This window comes from Myxococcus sp. CA033 (assembly GCF_013336625.1).
GTDB classification, from domain to species: Bacteria; Myxococcota; Myxococcia; order Myxococcales; family Myxococcaceae; genus Myxococcus; species Myxococcus llanfairpwllgwyngyllgogerychwyrndrobwllllantysiliogogogochensis.
Map to the genome: position 1 here is coordinate 142,212 of NZ_JABUMU010000002.1, position 22,155 is coordinate 164,366.

Annotated in this window: 8 protein-coding genes; 1 reads left to right on the plus strand and 7 read right to left on the minus strand. The window is 72.6% G+C overall.

Translation table 11 applies throughout. From position 1 onward, the window contains the following. Positions 1 to 4 precede the first annotated feature (4 nt). The 4 genes from ddpX to HUA78_RS06675 are packed head-to-tail and all read right to left on the minus strand — an operon-like array spanning position 5 to position 11,557. Entirely contained in the window at positions 5 to 694 is a 690-nt protein-coding gene (gene ddpX, locus HUA78_RS06660) for a D-alanyl-D-alanine dipeptidase (protein ID WP_174476184.1), read from the minus strand. Positions 695 to 696: 2 nt separating this feature from the next. Then, positions 697 to 1,389, minus strand: a complete 693-nt coding sequence (queC, locus tag HUA78_RS06665) for a 7-cyano-7-deazaguanine synthase QueC (RefSeq protein WP_141642965.1) — start codon at positions 1,387 to 1,389, stop codon at positions 697 to 699. Continuing rightward, positions 1,389 to 1,988 carry a hypothetical protein gene (locus HUA78_RS06670; protein WP_174457897.1) on the minus strand — a complete coding sequence of 200 codons (600 nt, stop codon included), beginning with the start codon at positions 1,986 to 1,988 and terminating at the stop codon, positions 1,389 to 1,391. Before HUA78_RS06670 ends, queC begins: the two co-directional genes overlap by 1 nt. A gap of 20 nt (positions 1,989 to 2,008) precedes the next feature. Next, positions 2,009 to 11,557: a flagellar hook-length control protein FliK gene (locus HUA78_RS06675; RefSeq protein ID WP_174475901.1), complete on the minus strand. Its 9,549-nt coding sequence runs from the start codon at positions 11,555 to 11,557 to the stop codon at positions 2,009 to 2,011. 152 nt (positions 11,558 to 11,709) lie between these two features. Between HUA78_RS06675 and HUA78_RS06680 the strand changes: the two genes are divergently transcribed. Continuing rightward, positions 11,710 to 14,298 carry a protein kinase gene (locus HUA78_RS06680; RefSeq protein WP_174457895.1) on the plus strand — a complete coding sequence of 863 codons (2,589 nt, stop codon included), beginning with the start codon at positions 11,710 to 11,712 and terminating at the stop codon, positions 14,296 to 14,298. 40 nt (positions 14,299 to 14,338) lie between these two features. On the opposite strand, the gene HUA78_RS06685 is transcribed toward HUA78_RS06680, so the two are convergent. The 3 genes from HUA78_RS06685 to HUA78_RS06695 all read right to left on the minus strand — a co-directional run bounded on the left by HUA78_RS06685 (position 14,339) and on the right by HUA78_RS06695 (position 22,008). After that, on the minus strand, positions 14,339 to 14,647 hold the full coding sequence (locus HUA78_RS06685; RefSeq protein WP_246137197.1) for a hypothetical protein: 309 nt from the start codon (positions 14,645 to 14,647) through the stop codon (positions 14,339 to 14,341). Positions 14,648 to 14,831: 184 nt separating this feature from the next. Next, complete coding sequence (locus HUA78_RS06690; RefSeq protein ID WP_217442382.1) at positions 14,832 to 15,785, minus strand: NlpC/P60 family protein; 954 nt, start codon at positions 15,783 to 15,785, stop codon at positions 14,832 to 14,834. 73 nt (positions 15,786 to 15,858) lie between these two features. Next, the gene (locus HUA78_RS06695) at positions 15,859 to 22,008 is read right to left on the minus strand and encodes a hypothetical protein (protein WP_217442383.1); all 6,150 of its coding nucleotides are present in this window, start codon (positions 22,006 to 22,008) and stop codon (positions 15,859 to 15,861) included. Between the last annotated feature and the right edge of the window lie 147 nt (positions 22,009 to 22,155).

Genomic DNA, 22,155 nt, shown 5'->3' on the forward strand with positions numbered 1-22,155 from the left:
CGCGCTACTTCACCGGAGCGAAGGGCACGTCCAGCACCGGCCGGGACTTCGCGTCCGGCAGGTCATAGTGCCACCACTCCATGCGGTTGGGCGCGAAGCCCGCGCCTTCCATCGCCTCTCGCAACACCTCGCGGTGTTTGCGCGACGCCTCGCTGCCACCGGCATAGCCGTGGTGCGCCTCTGGCGTGAAGGTGTCGAAGGCGGTGGGCATCTCCACCTCCTTGCCCTCCAGCGTCACCATCGTCAGGTCCACCGCCCCACCCCGGTTGTGGTTGGAGCCCTTGCGAGGGTCCGCCACGTAGCCGGGCACGGGCATGATCTTCCACATCTCCCACTGCACGGCCCGGGGCCGGTAGCAGTCGTAGACCTTGAGCCGGTAGCCCTTGGGCCGCAGCACGTCCGCCGCCGCCTTCAGCTTGCGCGCGGACTCCGGCAGCAGCAGGCAGCGCGCCGTGTCCGGATACACCTGCTTCTTCAGGAAGTTGTCCGCCGTCGCGTAGCGGAGGTCCAGCGCCAGGTCCTCCACCACCGTCGTCGCATCCACGAGCGGCGCGATGTCACCCGCCTTCGCGCCCTTGGCCTTCGTGGGCTTCGCCGCGTCGCCCGTGGGCTTCGCCGCGCCACCGTTCTGGGCCAGCGCCGTGCCGCTCACACACAGCCCCAGCACCACCACCCACCCCAGCCGCGTCGTCATGCTCATGCCCCCACCGTGTAGCGCGTCGGGTCCGGGACTCCCGCTTCCTCGAAGCCCTTCTTGCGCAACAGACAGCTGTCACAGCGTCCACAGGCGAGCCCCTGTGCATCGGGGTCGTAGCAGGAGTGCGTCATCCCGTAGTCCACGCCCAGCCGCGTGCCTTCGCGGATGATGTCCGCCTTCGTGAGTCCGGACAGCGGCGCGTGGACCGTGAAGCTCGCGCCCTCGACGCCCGCCTTCGTCGCCAGGTTCGCCATCGCCTCGAACGAGCGGATGAACTCCGGGCGGCAGTCCGGATAGCCGCTGTAGTCCACCGCGTTGACGCCGATGTAGATGTCCGTGGAGCCCACCACCTCCGCGAGCCCCAGCGCCAACGAGAGGAACAGCGCGTTGCGCGCGGGCACGTACGTCACGGGGATGCCGTGGCTCATCTCATCGGCCGGCCGGTCCTTCGGCACGTCGATGTCCGCGGTGAGCGCCGAGCCGCCAATCTGCCGCAGGTCGATGCTCACCACGCGGAAGTCCTTCACGCCCATGGCGCTCGCGACGTCCCGCGCCCGCTCCAGCTCCACCACGTGTCGCTGCCCGTACGCCACGGCGAGACACACCGGCTCGAAGCCCTTCGCCTTCGCCATGGCCACGCACGTCGTGGAATCCAGGCCACCCGAAATCAACACCACCGCTCGCTTCGCCATCAGTCCCTCCGCACTCCCTGCACCTTGTACGCCGTCTTGCACGTCGCGGGAGTACACGTACAGGAGCCCGGCAGGAAGACATCTGTCAGCGAACCGCACGCCAGGGACACGTCGTAGCCGTTCTCCGTGGGAGCAGGCGGGCTGCCGTCGGGGACGCCTCCGTCGAACGCGTTGCAGTCCCGGTTGAGCACGCGCGCCTGGCTGTCACTGAAGATGGTCACCTTCAGCGACTCCTCGATTTGCGAGTCCTTGCAGCCGGTGCCGCACGAAGCGCGCGGCGCCGTGGCACGAAGCGCGGAGTCGACAAGCTGCCCCTCGTACTTCGCTTCGCGGTCAAAGCCCTGCACGGTGAACCAGCCAGTGCCACCGTCGTCGTTCTTGGAGAACGTGCCCTCGAAGCGGAACACGCCGCCGTCGTCGAGCTGCGCGAACTCCGGCATCGCCGCGTCGCAGGTGGTGTTCGCCGGGTCCAGCCGTGCCTCGAACTGGAAGGTGCCCAGGAGCTGATTGCCCGGGTACACGGGGTCCGAATAACAGGCCATGGCCGTCACGACGGCGGCGGCGGGGAGGACGGAGAGGGCAATGTGCTTCAGGCGCATACGGCGCGGAGGCTACACGGCTACCCGACGTCGAGCACGCAAAGGGCCACGGCACGGAAGGCGCCTCCACGTCCGAGCACCGCGCCCACATCCACCCGCGCTGGGTCACTCCCGCGCACCTCCGCATCCAGACGCGCCAGGACGCGCCCCGCGGCGAGCGAGGCGGGCACCGCTCGGAAGGCCGCCACCGCGGCGGCCTCGAAGCCGGGCACCTCTCCAGGACGAGACAGCTTCACGCCGTCCTCGCCCAGCACGAGGGCCAGCGCGGACAGGTAGCCCAGCTCCACCGAGCCGAAGCACGACAGCGCGCCCGCGCCCAGCACCAGCGCCTCCGAGCTGACCAGGTACCCCTCCACGCCACCCGAGGGGTCCACGTACACCCGCAGGCCGCTGGCTCCCAGCGACGACAGCAGGGGACGCAGCGCGGCGAAGAGTCGGGGGAAGCGCTCGGCCGTCACCTGCAGCGAGTCCGCGGGCAGCGCATGCTCGAAGCCCGTGGGCACCGGCAGCGCGGACACGGATGCCGCGGGCACCGTCGCCGTGCTGGAGGACAAGGCCGCGCCGACACCGTCCGCGCGCTCGGCGGCGTCCTGACGCTCCAGGAGCCGCAGGGCCTCCGCGAAGAGCGTCCAACCATCCACGTCCAGCGGCGCCGCGCGCAGCAACTCCGGCCAGACGCGCACGGCGAACGGCGCGCCTTCAATCACCGGAGAGAGCCGCTCGCATGCGAGGCGGAGGACCTCTGGAGACAGGACCCCCGCGTCGAAGAGGCGCTCTGCGAGCCGGGCCGCGGGGGACACGAGCTGCGCGTCCAGATAGCCGCGGAGGATGGACTCCAGCACCCCGGGCTCGTCGGTGAGCCGCTCGCGCAGCCCCAGGGCCTCGCCCGTGAGGCCGCGCTGCTCCGCCAGCCTCGCGCGGCGAGCGAGCCGCTCCTCCGTCTCCGGCAGCGCCTCCAACTGCGCGACGGCGTCCGCCACCTGGCCCAGGACCTCGTAGGCATCCGCCAGTCGCTCGCGATGGGGCGTGGCCGCGTCGGGCCCCTCCTCCACCGTCAGCCGCTCCGCGAGCGACACGAAGACAGCGGGCTCCTTCGACTCGTCTACCAGCGCCAGCAGGTTGCGCAGCGCGGGCAGGCTGGTGCCATCGGCGTCCAGCGCGCGCTCGAAGGCCGCGCGGGCCGGGTCGGGCTGGTCCAGCGGGCTCAGCAACAGCTCGCCGTGCTCCAGGTGCAGCGCGGCCAGGACGCGGGCGTCCTCCTCCACCTCGATGAGCCGCGCCAGCGAGCGAGCGGCGGCGTCGAAGCGGCCCAGCCCGTACTCCAGCGTGTGACGCTCGCGCAGCAGCGGCTTGCGGCGCGACGTCCATCCCTCCGCCGCCATGGCCAGCGCTTCCACGCGCGCGGCATCAGACAGGGCGCGCACACGGCCGAGCACCGCTTCCGAGAGCGCCTCCGGGTGCTTCTCCAGCCCCGGCAACAACAGGGTGAGCCGGGTGCCGAAGTTCGCATCGGACGACAGCTCGTCCAGGGCCCGCAGGCGCTGGAGCGCCGGGGCATCCGCCGCGCGAAGCACTTCGTCACGCAGGGCGACGGCGAAGGGCTCGTCACGCGTGACGGAGAGGGCCGCCAGCTCCAGCAGTCCTTCCGCGTCGCGCTCGGCGCGCAGGCCGTCCGCGAGGGCGGAGGCATGGGCCGCATCCGCGTCCGGCTGAGCCACCAGGGCCCACAGCGCCTCGCGCGTGCGCGCCGTATCGCCGGCCTGCGCGGCCATGGCCAGCGCATCCGTCAGCTCTCCGGCGGCCATGGCGGGCGCGAAGCCCACCTGGAGCGCGCGAGTGAAGGCACCCAGCCGGCCGAAGCGCTCCGCCAGCTCCGCGGGCGCGAGGATGTCCGGCGCTTCGGTGGCGATGCGCTCGATGACCTCCAGCGCTTCACCGTGCTCGCCCGCCTTCTCCCAGAGGTCCGCGGCCTCCAGCAGCAGCGGCGGACGCTCCTCCGGCGAGGCGAGCCGCGCCGCCTGGAGCAGCGCCTTGGCGGCCCGGGGCGCCTCACCCAGGGCGCGATGCAGGTGGGCGACGCGCATCGCCGCGTCCACGTCCGGCTCGGTCGCCACGGCGGCCTTCGCCGCCTTCAGCGCGTCCCGCAGCCGCCCCGCGCTCTCGAAGGCCCGAGCGGAGGACAAGAGGAGCACCAGCCGCTCGCGACCGGAGACCAGCTCCGCGCGAGCCACCTGTACCTCGGCCCGGCGCGCGGGCTCATCACGCAGCAGCTTCTCCAGCTCCTCCAGCGCGACGGCATAGCCCGCGCCCGAGGCGCCACGCTCGACGACGGCTTCGAGCGACTCGCGGGCCCGCGACACCTGGTCCGAGTCGCGGAGCAGCGTGGCCAGCTCCAGCCGCAGGACGGACGCCTCGTCGGCATCCTCCAGGTGAGGCACCAGTCGCTCCAGCGCATCCAGCAGCCGCGTCGTCTCCCCCCGCTCGCGCAGCCCCGTCACGAGGGCGCGCAGCGCGGTGACATCCTCGGGGGCGGCCTCGGCCGCGCGCTGGGTGAGTTCCCAGGCCGCGTCCACGTCCGCGAGCGACTCAGCGGCCACGGTGGCGGCGGCCAGCAACAACTCGGCGGCGCGCACTCCGCCAGCGGCCTCGGCGCCGGACTCGTACACCGCCAGCAGGTCGCCGTGGCGCCCCAGCGCGCGCAGGCCCGCCACCGCGCGGTCGATGACGGAGGCATCCGCCGGACGCAGTCGCGCGAGCGGCAGCAGCGCGTCGATGGCGTCCTTCGGGTCGTCGAAGAGGTCCGCCGCGCGGCGGTACAACACCTCCGCCGTCGCCGTGTCCTCCGCCCGCCGGGCCAGTTGCAACGAAGCCCGGTACAGGCCCGGCGCGTTGCCCGTGCGCGAGTGGACTTCCGCCAGCAGCGACAGCGCCTCGCGGCCGCGCTCGCCTTCCGGCTCCAGCGACACCACCGACTCGAAGGCATCCGCCGCGTCGTGGTACGCGTTCGCGCCCAGCGAGGCATGGCCCAGCCGCAGCCACGTCCGCGCGCGCACCGTCACGGGCAGCGTCTCGCCACCGGCCGACAGCAGGCGTCGGTCATACGGTCGCGCGGCGGCGGGGCCTCCGCTCTGGGCCGCGAGCTCCGCGCGCGCGGAGAGCGCCTCCACGTCGTCGCCCGAGGAGCCCAGGTACACGTCGAACGCCTCGGCGGCCAGCAGCGCCTCGCCCGCGTCCAGCAAGCGGGTGGCGCGCTCACGCAAGAGCGGCAACGCTTCCTCGGGAGGCAGGGCCGCGGCGCGCACGGCCAGCAACTCCGACAGCCGGCGCACGTCTCCGGCCGCGCGCTCGCGCACGCGCTCGAAGGCCTCCACGCTCGCGGGGCTCAGCTCGAAGGCCCGGTCCTCGCACAGCAGCGCGCGCTCGCGGGCACCCGCCGCGCGGAAGGCCCGGGCGGCGGCGAGGTAGCTGTCCGCGGCGTCGGCATCCGACTGGCGCTGGGCCCGGCGCAGCATCAACTCCGCGAGCGACTGCGGGTCCTCGTTCTCCTCCAGGAAGGCGCGGTGCCGCGAGAAGACAGGCTCGCGGAAGGGGTCGGCCTCCAGCAGCACGGCGTCGAACTCGGCCGCGTCCGCGTGGCGCTTCACCTCGTGCAGCAGCTCCGCCGCCTGCGCGGTGAGGTCCAGGTCATCCGGGCGAGCGGACCGCGCGGCGATGAAGGCCGCCGCCGCCGCATCCGGGCGCCCCGCCCTGTCGCGGTACAGCACTGCCGCGCGCTGGAGCAGTGCCGCGCGACGCTCCGTGTCCGGCTCACCCTCGGCGCACTCCTCGTACCAGGCCGCCAGCTCCGCCAGCCGTCCGTCCCGCTCCAGGAGGCGGGCCAGCAGCGTCTCGGCTTCATCCAGCGAACGGTCCTGCCGCAGCGCTCCGCGCAGGAAGCGCTCCGCCTCGTCCGTATCCGCGAGCACGCCCAGGTGCAGCTTCGCCAGCCGCAGTCGCAGCGCCGCCGCTTCCTTCGCGTCGTCCAGCAGGGGCAGCGCGCGCTCCAGCCAGAGGGCCTCCGCGTCGGCATCGTCCCGGCGCTCCGCGAGCGCCGCGCCCAGCCGCGCCGTGCCCAGGTCCTCCGCCAGCGAGAAGGCGCGATCCAGCGCGCTCTCCGCAGCGGCCAGGTCCAGCTTCACATCGCGCAGCAGCTCCGCGCGCCGACGCTCGCACGCGGCGGCCTCGGGGGCGCGCCCACGCGACTCCAGCAAGTCTCGCGCGTCCGCCAGTGCCCGGAGCGCGTCGTCCGCGCGGCCCGTGGCCTCCGCGAGACTCGCCTCTTCGTCATGGGCCGCGAGCGTCGCGGCCACGTCGCCCACCTGGAGGCTGAGCGCGGCCACATGGCGCAGCTCCGCGAGCAGCTCCAGCGAGCGACCCGTCTCGCGGTAGAGCGAGGCGAGCTGGAGGCGCAGCGGCAACGGCATCGTCGCCATCTCCGCCGCGCGCGACAGCAGCGACGCCGCCACACCCGCGTCGGCGAGCGCGGCACGCGCCTTCTCCGCGAGCACCACGAGCCGCCGCACCGTGTCCTCGGAAGGCGCCAGGGCGCGAGCGTGGGTGACGAGCACCTCGAACGCGCCGCGCGGGTCGTCCTTCTCCAGCAGCGCGGAGAGCCGCTGCACCGCGGGCTCGCACAGGGGACGCTCGACGAGCAGCTTCCGGTACGCCCCCACCGCGCGCTTCGTCTCGCCCGCGCTCTCCGCCAGCTCCGCCAGCCGCAGCCAGGTGGCCTCGGCCGCGTCGGCGCTCGCGGTGAAGTCCGCCGTCGCGGCCAGCGTCTCCTGGAGCGGCAGGGCCTCCAGCACCGCGCCGCGCAGGTAGAGCAACTCCGCCAGCGACGCCAGCTCCGCGCCGCGCGCCGGCACCAGGGAGTGCGCCTTGCGCGCCAGCTTCAGCGCGCGGTCCAGGTCCTGGGCATCCCGCGCGTACGCGGCGCCCTCGCGCAGGAGCGTGGCCGCCTCGGACGTCGTGGCGCTCTCGGCGGCGGTCTCCAGCAGGGCCGCGGCCTCGCGCAGCTCTCCGCGCCCGGCCACCAGCGACACCAACCGGCGTCGCACGTCCGAGTCGCCGGGAGCAAACCGCAGCGATTGTCGCAGCGCCGCCTCCGCGGGGGCCGGCTGCTCCAGGCGCTCCAGGTAGAGCGACGCCAGCTCCGCGTACATCGCCGCGGACTCGGACGGCGGAGCATGAGGCGCCTCGGCCGCGAGCAACTCCGCCAGCGCCGCCCAGTCCTCCAGGGCCCGCAGCGCGCGCTGCAAGGAGACGGTGGCCCGCGCGTGACGCGGGGCCAGGGCCAGCGCCGCCTGAAGGCTCCCACGTGCCTCCGCCAGCTCTCCTCGCGCCTCCAGCAGCGTGGCGCGAGCGAGCAGGGCCTCGACGCGGCGGGGCGTGGGGCCCTGGCGAGCGGCCTCGGCGAGCGCGGCGGCTTCCTCGTCCGGGCGCTCGTCGCGGTGGGCCAGGTCAGCCAGGGTGAAGAAGGCGTCACAGCGCTCGGCGTCCGACGGGGACAGCGCCACCGCGGAGACCAGCGCCTCGCGCGCGAGCCCCCGCTCATCCTTCTCCGCCAGCACGGTGGCCAGGGCGAGCAGCCGCTCCCGAGCGCGCGTGCCCAGTTGGGCATCGGCGACCACGGCGCGACGCCACACTTCCAGCTCCCCGGCCTCGTCTCCGGACTCACGCGCCAGCTCCGCCAGCGCGAGCAGCAACGCCGCGGGACGGCGGGCCAGCTTCGCGGCCTCGGAGAAGTCCTCGCGCGCGGCGGAAATCCGGCCCGTGGCGCGATGGAGCACGGCGCGACGCGCAAGCAGCTCCGAGCGGTCCTCGCCCGTCGCGGACGCCACCAGCGCGCCCAGCAACTCCAGGCGCTCGGCTTCCTCGTCCGAGGAGCCCGTGCCCGGAGGCGGCAGCAAGTCCAGCAGCGCCTGCGCCGCCCAGGTGTCCTGCGGCTCCTCCAGTCGCAGGCTGCGCAGCGAGTCCACCGCCGCGCCGGCACGACCGAGCACGAGGGACAGCTCCGCCAGTTCGCGACGGGCCGCGCGCCGGGGCTCGCCGGACAGGCGCGGCCACAGCTCCACCAGCAGGTCCGCCAGCGCCTCGCGAGCGCCGGCCTTGCGGTGCAGGTTGACCAACTCCACGCGGGCGTCGAGGTCCTCGGGAGCCCGGATGCAGTACTCGGACAGCAGGCGACGCGCGGAGTCCGTCCGGCCCGCGCGCACAGCGGCGCTGGCGGCCTTGCGCGTGAGCGCCACCCGCTCCGCTTCCCGGGGCGCGTCGGCGTCCACCGGAGGCAGCGCCAGCACCGCCTCGAAGTCCTCCAGCGCGGAGCGCGCGTCGGTGGGCAGCTTCAGCTCACCGCGTCGCTGGCGCGCGGGCGCGAAGGACGCGTCGCGCTCCAGGGCCTCGGCGAGGAACGCCTCTTCGCGACTGGTTCCCGCCGCCAGCAGCGAGGCGCGGTAGAGCAGCTTCGCGCCGGAGCGGTCCTCCGGCACCAGCGCGGCGCGGCGCGCGTACAGCCGGGCGGCTTCCAGCTTCTCGCCCCGCTCCAGCTCCAGCTCGGCCAGCGACTCCAGCACCTCGGCCGCCAGCGGCCCCTGGGGACTGGCCTCCAGCGCGGCAGTCAGGCGCAGCAACGCGGCGGCCTTCTCGCCCCGCTCCAGCAAGGCACGGGCGCTCTGCAGGAACAGCGGCGCGGCTTCCTCGGCGCGGTCGGCGCCCATCAGCGCCTGGGCACGGCCCGCCCACAGCTCGGCCAGCGCCTGCGTCTCGCCCGCCTCCGTGTAGAGCGACTCCAGCCGCGCGGCCAGCGCGTCATCCAGCCGGCGCAGCGGCAGCGCCTGCGCGTACGCGGCGATGGCGCCCTCGCGGTCGCCCAGCATCTCGCACGCGCGCCCCAGCCGGGCGCGCACGTCCGCCAGCTTCTCCGGCGCCGCGGTGCGCGGCAGCGTGGACAAGAGCGACTCCAGCGCGCGTCGGGCGTGCTCGGGGCGCTCGCAGCGCAGCGACAGGTCCGCCAGGTCCAGCAGCACGGCGGAGTCCGGGGCCAGCCGCGCCGCCTTCTCCAGCGCCACCAGCGCGTCACCCACCCGACCCAGGCGGGCCTCCAGCACACCCGCCAGCTCTCGCAGCGCCGCGGCGGCGAGCCGCTTGTCGCCCTGCGCCTCCGCCACCCGCGCGCGCTCCTCCAACGCCACGGCCAGCCCGGCCATGTCCGCGCGCTTGCGCTGCAGGGCGCACAACTCGCCCAGCGCGGGCAGGTCATCCGGCTCCGCGCGCAGCACCTCCTGGAGGGAATGCACCGCCAGGTCCAGGTCGAAGGCCAGGTCGCGCGCCGCCACCGCGAGGCGGCGGTACTTCTGCGCGCGCTCCTTCACGTCCGGCGCCAGTCGCGCCAGCGCGGACAGGCACCGAGTCAGAAGCGGTCCGTCACGCCGCGCCTCGGCCAGCGCCAGCAGCGACTCCAGCGCGGGACGGTGGTCGGCGTCCGCCTCCAGCGCGAGCAGCAGCAGCTTCTCCGCCTTCTCCGGCTGCTGGAGTCGGCCGCGATACAGCTCACCCGCCTCCGCCCAGGACGCGGCTCGCTTCGCCGGCTCGTCCTGGAGCGCGGCGGACTTCTCCAGCGCGTCGGCCAGCTCCAGCGACTTCCCGGTGATGCGGAAGTACGGAATCAGCTCCTCGAGCGCCACCGCGTCGCGCGGGTCCAGCGACAGCGCGGACTCCAGGTGCTCGCGCGCACGCGCCGGGTCTCCCAGGCGGGAGCGGTACAGCCGCGCCAGCGCATGGTGGCTGGCGTGCGCGGCATGGCGGACACCTTCCGAGCGCGGCGCCGGCCCCGCGAGCTCCAGCGCCTGCTGGTAGCCCGCGAGCGCCTCCTGCAACCGGCCCAGTCCTTCCGCCACGCGCGCGGCGGCGAACAGCGGCTCCGCCTCCCCTGGCAGCAGCGACACCGCCTCGCGGTAGCGCAGGAGCGCGTTCTCCGGCTGCTTCAGGCCCTCTTCCCACACGCGGCCGGCCATCAGGTCCGCGTGGCCCACGCGGTCCAGTTCGTGCCGGGCCATGGACACTTCACGCAGCCGGTCCAACGCCTTCAGCGCGCGCAGGTGCTCGCCGCCCCGGTGACACAGCTCGCCCAGCAGCAGCAGCGCATCCGACTGGTCCGGCGACAGTCGCAGCGCCGCCTCGCAATGCAGGCGCGCCCCCGCGATGTCGTCCTCCGTCTGCGCGCACAGTCGAGCGAGATGCACGTGCGCGTCCGCGGCCTCATGCGGGTCGCGAGCGAGCGCCGCCAGCCGACGGTACGCCCGCACCGCGCCCGCCTTGTCCCGGGCCTGGTCCGACGCGCGCGCCAGCGCCTTGAGCGAAGGCAGGTGGTCCGGCTTCAGGCCCAGCAGTTCGTGCAGCGCCTTCACCGCCACCTGGGGCGCGGTGTCTCGCGAGCAGCGCGCCGCCGCCTCGGCGGAGAAGAAGGCCGCGGCCTCCTCCGAGGTGCGACGGGCCAGCGCGCACAGCGCCAGGTAGCGCTCGGCGGCGCGGGCACCCTCGCCCCGACGCTCGCGCACCACGGCCTCGCCCCACAGCGCGGCGGGACTGCGGTCTCGACGACGCTGCAGCGTGGCGGCCACGTCCAGCGCCAGCTCATGCGCCTGCGGGTCCGCCACCAGCAGCGAAAGCAGGCGCTCGGCCGCGAAGGGGTGCGCGTCCTGCGCGTCCCCGGCCTGGAGGTACTGCTGTCGCGCCTCAGCCAGCCGGCCCTGGGCAACGAGTCCCTCCGCGTCCGCGAAGGCCCGCGCGCCCTCCAGCGTGAGGAGCAGCTCCTCGTCGGGCGCGGACGGCGGAGGCAGGCCACCGGCCGCGAAACGCAGGCGCAGCCCCGTGCTGGACACCTCCGCGGCGGACAGGCGCGCGGTGTCCAGCGACGGCATCTTGTACCCACGGCTCACCGCCGCGAGCTGACACAGCGCGGGCAGCACGCGGGTGGAGAAGCCGGAGGCACCGCGCACCTCCACGTCCGGCACCAGCGCCAGCGCGCCCACGGCCGCGGACAGGAGCCCGGGCACCTGCACCGACGGCGTGGAAGAGAACCCGTAGAGGCGGACATCGTAGAGATAGACGGCGAGCTTCTCCCCGTCCGCGTCGAAGGCCACCTTGAACGTGAAGGGCGTGCGCTCCGGCGCGGGCAGTCGGCCCTGTCCTTCCAGGTACCCGGGACGGAAGTGCAGCCGCACTTCCTCCAGGCCCGCGAGCCGCCCCGCCAGCTCCGCCACCCGCCGCGTCACCAGGTCCGCGTCGACGGACAGCTCCAGGAAGCCGAAGTGCAACTTCTTGCGCTGATAACGCGTGGCACCGGCGCTGACGTTGAACGGGAAGCTGACGTCCGGAATCTGGAGCGCGAAGTCGGAGATGCGCAGTCCCGGCACGACTTCCAAGGCCGGGAAGCCCACGAACGCCCTGCGGTCCAGCAGGCGCAGCTCGGGTGCGGCGGCGCGCGCATCGGGCGCCGCGGTGGGCTTGGGGGAGTCGCTCTCGTTGGCCATCGCGGGAGCCTGGAAACTACCACGGGGTCCAAGCGCCCGAAATTTATGACAATCCCCCGCCCGGGGGGCAACCAACGGGGCTGGGGGACCCCAGGGCCGCATGTGTTGTTCGTCATGCGCGCCGGACTGAAGTCGGACAATATGCGCCCGGCGTGCTGGCTCCCGACTCCCTCGTCCTCGACGGTCGCTTCCGAGTACTCCGTCCCTTGGGTTCGGGCGGAATGGGCGAAGTGTACCTGGGTGAACAGGTCTCCCTGGGCCGCAAGGTGGCCATCAAGGTCCTTCACCACGACCTCAACGCCCAGCCCGGCATGGCCGAGCGCTTCAAGCGCGAGGCCCGCCTCCTCTCCGCCGTCGAGCACCCCGCCGTGGTGCACATCGTCGACTTCGGTGAGTCCGGCGACCACGCGTGCCTGGTGATGGAGTTCGTGGAAGGCGAGAGCCTCTACGATGTGCTCACCCGGGGCGCCATGCCGCCGGGACGCGCGCTGCCGCTGCTCCACCAGCTCGCGGAGGGCCTGTCCGCCATCCACGAGAAGGGCATCATCCACCGGGACCTGAAGCCGGAGAACGTCTTCATCTCCCCCGGCGTGCGCGGCGAGCAGGCCCGGCTCCTGGACTTCGGCATCGCTCGACTGGTGGAGCCGGACGCGCAGAGCAACGTCAGTCAGGTCGGCGTGGTGCTCGGCACCCCGGAGTACCTGTCGCCGGAGCAGGCAGTGGGCGCGAAGGTGGACACGCGCAGCGACCTGTACACCTTTGGCGTGCTGACCTACCGCGTGTTGTCCGGACGGCTTCCCTTCGATGGGCCGCAGGCGCGCCACTTCCTCGCCCAGCACGCCTCCCACGCCCCGCTCCCGTTGGACAGGGCAGCGCCTTCCCTGTCGCGTTACATCGGCCTGCTGTCGCTGGTGATGCGCCTCCTGGAGAAGAACCCCGCCAGGCGGCCCCAGAGCGCGCACGAGCTGGCGGATGCGCTGGCCGCCGCGCACTCGTCGCTGTCCGCCTTCACGCCCGGCCTGGGCACGCCCGCCTACGTCAGCGCTCCCACCACCAGCACCACGCCCTCCGGCACGTCCGTCTTCGGCGCGGGAGAAGCCACGAGCACGGGCCCCAGCGGGACGTCCGTCTTCGGCGCGGAAGAAGCATCAGCTCCGCTTCCGAGCCGCTCGAGTCGAGGCACCGCCGCGTTCGGCCTGGAGTCCTCGACGGGCCCCGACAGCGCGGCGTCCGCGCCGATGGCGATGCGCACGGGCACGGCGTCCTTCGGCACGCGGCCCTCGCTGTCTGGCAGCACGTCGACGGTGAAGCCTCAGAACCTGACGGTGATGCTCACCGACATCCAGGGCTTCACCGAGCGCACCAGCCGGCAGACGCACGAAGAGAACGCGCGGATGCTGGAGACGCATGACCGGCTGCTGATGCCCCTGGTGCGAGAGCACGAGGGACGCCTCGTGCAGAAGCGCGGCGATGCCCTGCTGGTGGTGTTCCGCTCGCCCACCGCCGGCGTGTTGTGCGGCATGGCCATGCAGGACCGGCTGTGGCGCCACAACCAGTCGCTGCCCAATGAGGAGCGGCTGCACGTGCGCGTGTGTCTGCATGCCGGCGAGGTGCTGCTGACCGCCGACACCGTGCTGGGCGAGCCCATGGAGGTGGTGGAGACGGTGGAGCACGTCGCCGCCGCGGGACAGGTGACCTTCACGGAGGCGGTGAACCTGGCGCGCAATCGCGCAGGAGCGGACGTCGAGCCGTGCGGCTCCATCACCCTCCCCGGCCGCGAGGAACAGCTCCAGCTCTACCGCTGCCAGCAGGCGGCCGAGGGGCCTCCCTTCGGCGGACGTTTCGAGAAGCAGAACGCCCTCATGGTGCGACTGGCCCCCGCGGTCCAACGGACGCGCGCGGCGCTGGCCCCCATCTCCCAGCGGGTGCGCTCTCTCGGAAGCTCCCTGCGCACGGCGACGAGCACGCTGGGCGCGGGCCTGTCCCGACTCGGCGCGGCCCTGAAAATCCCCCCGAAGCTGAAGGAGGGACTCGGCAGGACGGTGGTGCTCGCACGCGCGAAGCCGCGTCAGGCGGCGGCGGTGCTCGGAGCGGTGGTGCTCCTGGGCGGCGGCGTGGCCCTGGTGGTGCATCTGAACAGCCCCGCCGTGCGCGCCATGTCGCTGCTGAAGGCTGGAAAGAGTAACGAAGCGCTGGCGCTGCTGAACGCGACGTCGAACGAGGAGCAGAAACAGCCCTCGGTGCGGCGCGCGCTCGCGGCGACCCACCACGCGCTGCGCAACCACGACAAGGAGCGGGTGCTGCTCGCCACGCTGGACGTGGACGGGCGCGCGGAGGTGGAGGACTCCGTGCTGGATGGGCTCGCGGAGGACTTCGGCCGCGGCGACATCGACGAACCCGTGCGCAAACTGCTGGCCACCCTCCCGAAGGAACGGGTGCGCCCTCACTTCGAGTCCCTCGTCGAGGACGAATACTCGCTGAAGCAGTGGGGGGCGCTTCGCTACCTGGACTCCTCGGAGCTCGCTGCCGAGGTAGACCTGGTGGTGGCCTACTCCAAGGCCCTGGAGGCGAAGGAGTGCGGCGTGCGCAGGGCCGCCGCGAAGCGGCTGGGCGTGCTGGGCAACACGGACGCTGTCCCCGCCCTCATCCGACTCGCCGAGCTGGGCAGCACCAAGGGCGGCGACTGCGGCCAGGACGAGGCGAACCGGGCCATCCAGAAGTTGAACAAGAAGGGCGGCTGAAACCCGGGAGGCGTGTCACCCCCGGCCCCACCGGTGGTGCTCAGTCGTCGCGCCGCGCGTGGCCCTTCTTCTTGCCCTTGCCATGGCCATGACGGTGGTCGTCGTCATCCCAGTCGTCGTCATCGTCCCGGTCATCGCGCCGGGCCTTCACCTTCTCGTCCACCCTGAGCAGGTTGCGGGAGAAGGCGTCGTACTCCAGATGCAGGTGGCCTCGCGCACCGGGAGCGGCGGCGAAGAACTTCACCTTCCAGATGTCGTTGCCCGTCCGGTGCGCCTCCTTGAGGCGGCAGTCATAGCGGCGCGAGCGACACTCACCGAAGCCCCGGTCCACCGCCTCATTGTAGGACATGGAGGACGGACGCGAGGGCGGAGGAGGCCGCGGGAGCGAGGGGCGGTTCGGCGGGCGCGCATGGAGGTGACAGCCCGACGCGAGCAGCAACCCACCGATAAGCAGCACGATTCTCATGCCGTCATGACGCATCAACCGCACGGAGCTTCAAAGCCACGCGGGGTGTGAGTTGACGACTGGAAAACTACAGTCCATCGGGAGACGCGAAGGCCACGAAGAGTTCGCCGGTGAGGTACGCGCGCGCACCCTTCGTCGCGGGCCGGAGGAAGTCATTCACCACGGGGCCACCCTGCGCGAGCTGATGCTTCTCCGGGTGCGACAGGTTCATCCGACTGCGGGCCACACCCTTGCTGCCTCGGTGGATGAAGGTGACGGTGCCATCTTCTGCCACACCCTCCACCACGCCGACATGGGTCATCCCATCATTGCGACGGCCGTCACGGTTGCGGTCATACGTCTCGCGGAAGAACACGAGGTCTCCGGGACGCGGCGCGCGGTGGTGCAGCCGCTTGCCGTCCGTGGCGCGACGGAAGATGGCGGACACGGCGTTCTCTCCCGCGAGGAAGCCATGCGCGACCAGGTCGATGCCGGCGGAGAGATAGGCCAGGCGCACGAAGCCAGAGCAGTCGTTCGGCATGCCCCGGCTGACCTTCGCGAGGTTGCGCTCACCGACGAGCTGCATGGAGCGAGACACGATGAGCCGCGCCAGTTGCATCGGCGTGCGGTACGCATCCCAGAAGCCCTCCATGTCGGTGGCGGGGCGCACGACGAGGGCGACGGCCTCCAGCGCGGCCGCGATGACACCCGTCACCAGGGGGCGCTCCTTCTCCTCGAGGACGACGGTGGACACGACTCGCGGCGCCACCTCTGTGTGCGGCGCTCCCTCGGCGGCTTCCGGCGTCGCCGACTCACCGCTCTTCACCGTCGTGGGCGCCTGAGCGGAAGCCTCGGCCGCGGACCCACCCGGTGTCACCGCCCCCACACCCTCGGCGGCGGGTGCCGTCACGACCTGCTCGGAGGGTGCCACCGCCGCGTGTGACGGGACCTCCAGGGCGGTCCCCACTTCGCGCGACTGCACGGTGGCACAGCCGATGAGAGCGCACAGCGGAACGGTGGCGAGCAGGCGAAGACGGGACAACCGAAGGACCTTCCGAAAGTTGGCGCCGCATTCAATCCCACGTTTTTGGGGGTGCCGCCAAGAACTCGAAGTGTCAGCCCTCCCAGGTGGACAGCAGTGCGCGAACCCGTGCGTACCTCTGGAGGAGTGCGGCACGGTGGGCGCTGAGCATCACCATGGAGCCGATGACGAAGAGGCCCAGGAGGAACAGCGATGCGGCGGCCACGCGGTGGTCCCTCATGCCGAAGCGCACGAGGTTCGCCGCGATGCACGTCACCAGGAACGCGGTGCCCAGGTACACGTAGGAGCGGATGCGCAGGGCGATGCCGAAGCCCACGCCCACCACGCAGAGGAACACGCACAGGAGCATCGCGCTGCCGTCGCTGAACATCAGCGGCTTCCACGCTCCCGCCACGTAGATGACGGTGACGGCCAGCGCGCGCAGCCGCGCGTAGGTGTCCTCGTCGATGGCGCCTCGGAACACGCGCAGCAACGCGAGCAGCGAGAGCCCCGCGGGGATGACGTAGAACTGCGGCTCGCCCTGGCCGGTGCCCTGCCATACGAGGTAGAGCGCCACGTTGAAGGCCACCACCGACGCGAGCGAGGCGACCCCTCGACGCGTCGGATGCGACGCCAGCGCGGCGAAGTGCGCGGCGTGTCCCACGAGCAGGGCCGCCACCTGGAGCGGCTCGCCCCAGGGCGCTGACAACAACCCCGCCAGCGGGAAGAGGTACGCGCCCCACAACGCGGGCCTGCGGAAGACGGCCAGGCTAGAGCCCTCGCGCTGCACGAAGAAGTAGAGGCCCGTGAAGAGGGCGCCCCCGACGAGGGCCGCGAGACTGTCCCCGGTGCTCGGGCTCGTCCCCATGCCCAGCAGGCGCACGGACAGGTAGCCCAGCGCGAGCACGGCCTGGGCGAGGAACGCCGCCGGCTCGTCCTTCTCCACGGCGGCGTGGCGCACCAGCGCGACGAACAGCACCGCCAGCGCGATGCAGGCCACCAGCGCTTCACGCAAGGCATCTCCCGTCGCGCCCAGGAACGACAACCCGAGGAGGACCTCGGTGAGCGCGACGACGGTGAAGCCCAGGCCCACGCCCCGCCGGAGCTTCGCGCCCGCCAGGAACAGCGCCAACGTGGCGAGCACGGCACTGGCCGCGCCGAAGTGCGGGAGGATGAACTCCGAGCCCCGCCCGGACGAGTACACCGCGCCCAGGTGCATCAGCGCGCCGTGCGCCGCCGCGAGTGAGGCCAGCCAGCCGACCACCTCGCGCTCGCGCCGACGCCACACCACCGTCCACGCGGAGGCCAGACCGAAGAGGAAGCACAGCGGCGTCGCCAGGTGCTCCAGGTCTCTCAGCGAGGCCAGCGACAGCGGGGCCAGCACCCAGCCGCCGTGGTGCAGGGCCGCGCCCACGCGCACCCCGCGCGAGTCGAGCACCATGCCCCCCACGCACAGCACCAGGCCCGCGCCACTGATGACGGCGGGGAGCCACAACACCGGCACCGCGGCGACCAGCGAGGCCGCGAGCAGCACGGTGGCCACGTTCGCCATCCACCGCTCACGAGCGACCATCAGCACCAAGGACGTGAGGACCGCGCCCGCCGCCACGTGCGGCGCCAGCGCTCCCGGCCCCGCATCCGCCAGTCGTCCCAGGAGCAGCAGCGCGAGCGCTCCGGCGCTCCCCACCCATAGCGGCTCGCTCCAGGTGCCTTCCAGACCGGGAGTCAGCTTCAACGCCACCGCGCTGAGCGCGCGTTGCACCGCTCCGGACTGGCAGAGGGCGGACAACAGGCCCGCGCCCAGCGCCACCGCGATGACGGCGAGCCCCGTCTCCGGCCTCCACTCCAGGAAGTCATACGCCTCGGTCCGTCCCGCCGTCGCCAGCGCGAGCACCCAGACGGCGGGCACCAGCAGCCACCGGCGCGACAGCAGGAACGCGGACGCCGCCACCACGGCCGCGAGCCCCGCCAGTCGCGGCGGCGACGGGTCATCCAGCACCGGCAGCACCGCGATGGCCAGCGCGGTGATGACGGAGGCCCGACGCAGGTAGACATCCGGCGGGCTCCGGAAGAAGGCCCAGACAGCGGAGGGCGCATGGTGCTCAGCCAGGGCCAGTGCGAGCAGCATGCTGGTGACGACAGGCCTCGCCTCCGGAATGACAAGCAGCAGGAGCGAAGCGCCGCACACCCGCATGAACGGGCGCGGCCCGGGCATCAACGCCAGCGACGCCGTGAGGAAGTACACGGGCGTTGGCCCCATCCAGGGCGCCATCATCACCATCGGGGTGAGGCAGGCGAGGGCCAACTGCATCCACAGGGACAGCGCGTCGCGCTCCTTCTCCTCGTTCGAGCGGAGCAGCAGGGAGCTGAACGCGGGCACATTCGCGACGGCCCGTGCCACGGCGAGCGACACCAGCGGCAGCGCATACGCCCAGGTGGGCGGAGTGCCGCCCATCGCCAGGAAGCCGACGAAGGCATACGGCACCGCGAGGCTGGCGAAGACGGGCTGCCGGGTGGCGCGCGTCCACAGCAGCGGAAGCAGCATCGCGCCAGAGACCATCCACGCGGGATGCGCATCGTCCCAGCGCACCACCACGATGGCCAGCACCAGGGCCGATGCCAGGGTGGCCACCCACGCGAATCGCTTTCCTCCCGCGCCGACGGCCAACACCGCCGGGATTTCCTCCGCCACGGCCAGGAGCCCCAGCACGGCGGACAACCCCAGCAGCACCACGGGGCCTTCCGAGTACAGGCCCATCGTCGCATACAGCGCCGCCACCGCGACGCTGAGCCCGGCCGGCATCGCCCGCGCGGTGAGCAGGGCCACGAAGGCCGCGCCGAGCAGGAACATGCCGCCCTGTGAGCTTCTCGCTTCCACCACGGCGACCAGCGGGAAGACCCACGCCACCAGTCCGGCGACCGTGGTGCTCGCGCCGCGCCCCCATCGCGCCGCGCAGAGCGAGGCACCCAGACCCCAGAGGAGGAACAACCCCAGGGACATCCCCGGCGTCATCATTCCATTCCAGGGCGCATAGAAGTTCGAGATGTCGGGCAGCAGCGCGAAGGCGGCGATGAACACCGCCAGCGGCCGGCTGAGGGGGAACATGCGCGACACCACGGCGATGGCCGCCGCGGCCAGGAGCACCACCAGCCCCAGTCCGCTCACCTGGCCGACGGCACCCGCCACGAAACCGAACAGCGCGTAGAAGACGGCGACCCCGCCCAGCAGGCGCAGCAGCCGTCCTCGCTCGGCCAGCACCGCCAGCGTCAGCGCCACGAAGACCAGCGAGAACGCCATCGCGGTGGACGAGACCTGGATGGCGAACTTCGGCACGAGGGCCGCCGCCAGGAGGGCGGCATAGGCCATGGCGTACTCACTCCGGAGCGCCCACGCGACGACGAGCGTGCTCACCGCGCACAGCACCGCGCCCGTCATGGCCACGAAGCCGAAGTTGCTGCCGAGGCCCATGAAGAGGCCCGCGGTGGCGATGAGCCCCGCGATGGGCGCCAGCAACGAGCGCGTCCGCGCGGTGCACACCGTGCAGACCCCCGCGAGCGCGAGCGACAGCAGCCCGGACACGACGGCAGCGGCCGGAACCGAGAGCACGTCGGCGGCCAGCACCGGCACCAACAGCGACAGCAGCGCGCCCACGACGGTCAGGTAGAAGCGCTCCACCAGCAGACCCGTGACCAGGCACAGAAGGGACAGCCCGAGCACGCTCCAGAAGCCCGGGCGCGTGTCGGGCCCCGCCAGGCCGTAGACGGTGAAGACGACGCTGGCCACGGCGGTGGAGCGGAAGAGCACCTCCGCGAAGGCGAGGTCCCGCGCATTGCCCGTGCGCTCACCGCGCCACAGGCGCGACACCGCGAGCACGACGCCGGCGAGGATGAACGGCATCGCCGTCAGGGCGCCGTACTGCAAGGGCAGCTTGCCCGCGTCGGGGTAGCCGAGCGCGGCCTTGAGCGCGGCGATCAGGCGCTTCACGGGGCCAGGGATGAGCTGCCCGCTGGTGGCATAGGCGAAGTAGGACGCCGCATAGGCGGGGTACACCCACGGCAGGCGACCGATGGCGCCGCGAGCCAGGGACACCAGGGTCCACGTGGTGACGGCGGCGGTGACGAACAAGGTCGGCGGCGGCGCGCCGATGGCGGCCACCAGACACATCACCTGGAGCGAGGCCACGCCCAGGGCGAGCGGATCCGCCGCGCGCTCGGCGGGCAGCGAGCGGAAGCGCTGCATGGCGGCGAGGAGGAACGCGAGGAAGGGCGCATAGACGCGCACGTCCGGCGGCGTTCCGGCATCGACGAGCGCCACGTGGAGGCGGACGGCGTAGACGAGGAGCAGGTAGAGGGGCGCGCCCAGGGCGAAGGTGAGCTCGGCGCCTTCGCGCGGTCTGGCCACGGGTCGCGCGGACAGCAGGAAGAAGAGGACGCACGGGAGGATGTTCAGCCACAGCGCGGTGCCGCCGAGCTTCGCGGCCAGCGGCGCCAGTCCCATCATCAGCGTGCTCGCGACGAGGGCCACCTGGACGAAGGGACGCGAAGGCGCATCGAACGCATCCGCCGGTTTGCGCACGAGGAAGGCCGCGCCCACGGCCCAGCCGAGCAGCAGCGGGATGAGCATCACCGTGTTGACGCCCCCGAGCAGCAGCGCGTCTCCGAACTCCATGGGCCCCAGCGCGATGCCGGCGATCGGCGCGGACGCGGAGCCGATGATTCCGAGGATGCGCCCCGGGTTGCGCAGCGCCTCGCGACGGGCGAGGTACGCGCCCCAGACGGAGAAGCCAGCGGAGTAGCCCACGGTCATGCCGAAGACGGTGAGCGAGCGGGTGACGGAGGACATTCCGGCCCAGCTCTCGAAGACGAAATAGAGGGTGCCCGAGAGGATGAGGAAGGCACCGACGAACCACATGATGCTCTCGTAGAGGAACGGCCTCCACACGCGATTCCACGTGGAGGTTTCCTCGACGAGTCGCGCCGTCGCATTCCGGGGCGGAGGCGCCTCGAACGAAGGCTGTGAGGGGTTCTCGGGCAGAGGGAGCTCTTCCGCCCCAGGCTCTCGCTGCGTCGGAGGTTTCACCCGATTCGGAGCACCGGGACGGGCCTGCTGCGCGGCCGAAGCCTGGTTGCGAGGCGCCGACGTCGCATCACCTCGCGAGGCACGAGCCGCCTCCACGGAAGCAGCCAGCAACCGCGCCGCTTCCTCACCCGAAACCACCGAGGCTCCCGAGGCCGCACGCGCGGCACTCGCGGCGGCGGCAGCCTCTCGCGCCGCGGCGTCCCTCGAAACCACCGAAGGAAGTCGAGCCGCGTCCCGCGGAGAGGCGACAGAGGACTCCACGGCATCCGAAGTCGCGCGGGGCGTCGCATCCGCACGCGCCAGTTCCTCATCCGAGAGCGCCGAGGCCGCGAGGTGCAACCCATCCACCTGAGCCACGGCCTCGTCCGAGGCCGCCTGGCGCACCGCACTCGCCTGCGCCACATCCGAAGCCGCGAGCCCTGTCACACCTGACTGCACCACATCCGCATCCGAGTGGCGCACCACGCCGGGCCGTGCCGCGTCATCACCCGATGCAGCGAAGCCTGTCGCACCCGCCTGCACCACATCCGCATCCGTGTGGCGCATCACGCCCGGCCGTGCCGCGTCGTCACCCGATGCAGCGAAGCCCGTCGCACCTGAGTGCAGCGCGTCCGCATCCGTGTGGCGCACCACGCCCGCCCGCACCGCGTCCTCGCCCGAAGTCGCGAAGCCCTTCACACCCGCATGCGCCACGTCCGCATCCGTGTGGCGCATCACCCCTGCGTGCGCCGCGTCGTCACCCGAAGCCGCCGAGCTCGTCACGCCCGCCCGCACCGCGTCCTCGCCCGAAGCCGTGTGGAGCATCGCGCTTGCCCGCGCAGCCGCCTCGCCCGTGCCCGCCATCACGACCGTCCGCGCCTCGCCAGCGTCCGCGACGACCTCCACCCGAGCGGCACGCTGCCCGGTCCCCGCGAGAGGAGCGGGCGACTCAGCGAGCACGGATAGGAGGATTCGAGACTGCCGCTCGTAGCGTTCGGAGAGGAAGCGCCGGACGTTGGAGGGAACCTCGGAGGAATCCCAGCGAGTCAGCTCGGACAGGAGGAAGTGGACGTGAGCAAGCTCCGCTTCCAGCTCGGAACGGGGGCGCGAGGTCATCGCCGTACCGCACAAGGCGCACTGGCTGAATTGACCCAGGCGCTCCTGTCGGCAGTCAGGGCAGTACATGAGGTTCCCCCTCTACAACGGACATGCCACCCAGAATGCCTGGGTTCTCCCAGGGGAGGAAACCGGGGCCCCACTTCAGGGTGCGCCGGCTGTGTGCCACCTGTGCAGCCGGGTGCACAACAGGTGCGTGCACCCCGACGCACCCGT

Excerpts from the sequence above, each read along its gene's own strand:
- HUA78_RS06685 (WP_246137197.1), bottom strand. The coding sequence starts at position 14,647 with ATGTCCTACAATGAGGCGGTGGACCGGGGCTTCGGTGAGTGTCGCTCG.
- ddpX (WP_174476184.1), bottom strand. The coding sequence starts at position 694 with ATGACGACGCGGCTGGGGTGGGTGGTGGTGCTGGGGCTGTGTGTGAGC.
- HUA78_RS06675 (WP_174475901.1), bottom strand. The coding sequence starts at position 11,557 with ATGGCCAACGAGAGCGACTCCCCCAAGCCCACCGCGGCGCCCGATGCG.
- HUA78_RS06670 (WP_174457897.1), bottom strand. The coding sequence starts at position 1,988 with ATGCGCCTGAAGCACATTGCCCTCTCCGTCCTCCCCGCCGCCGCCGTC.
- HUA78_RS06695 (WP_217442383.1), bottom strand. The coding sequence starts at position 22,008 with ATGTACTGCCCTGACTGCCGACAGGAGCGCCTGGGTCAATTCAGCCAG.
- queC (WP_141642965.1), bottom strand. The coding sequence starts at position 1,389 with ATGGCGAAGCGAGCGGTGGTGTTGATTTCGGGTGGCCTGGATTCCACG.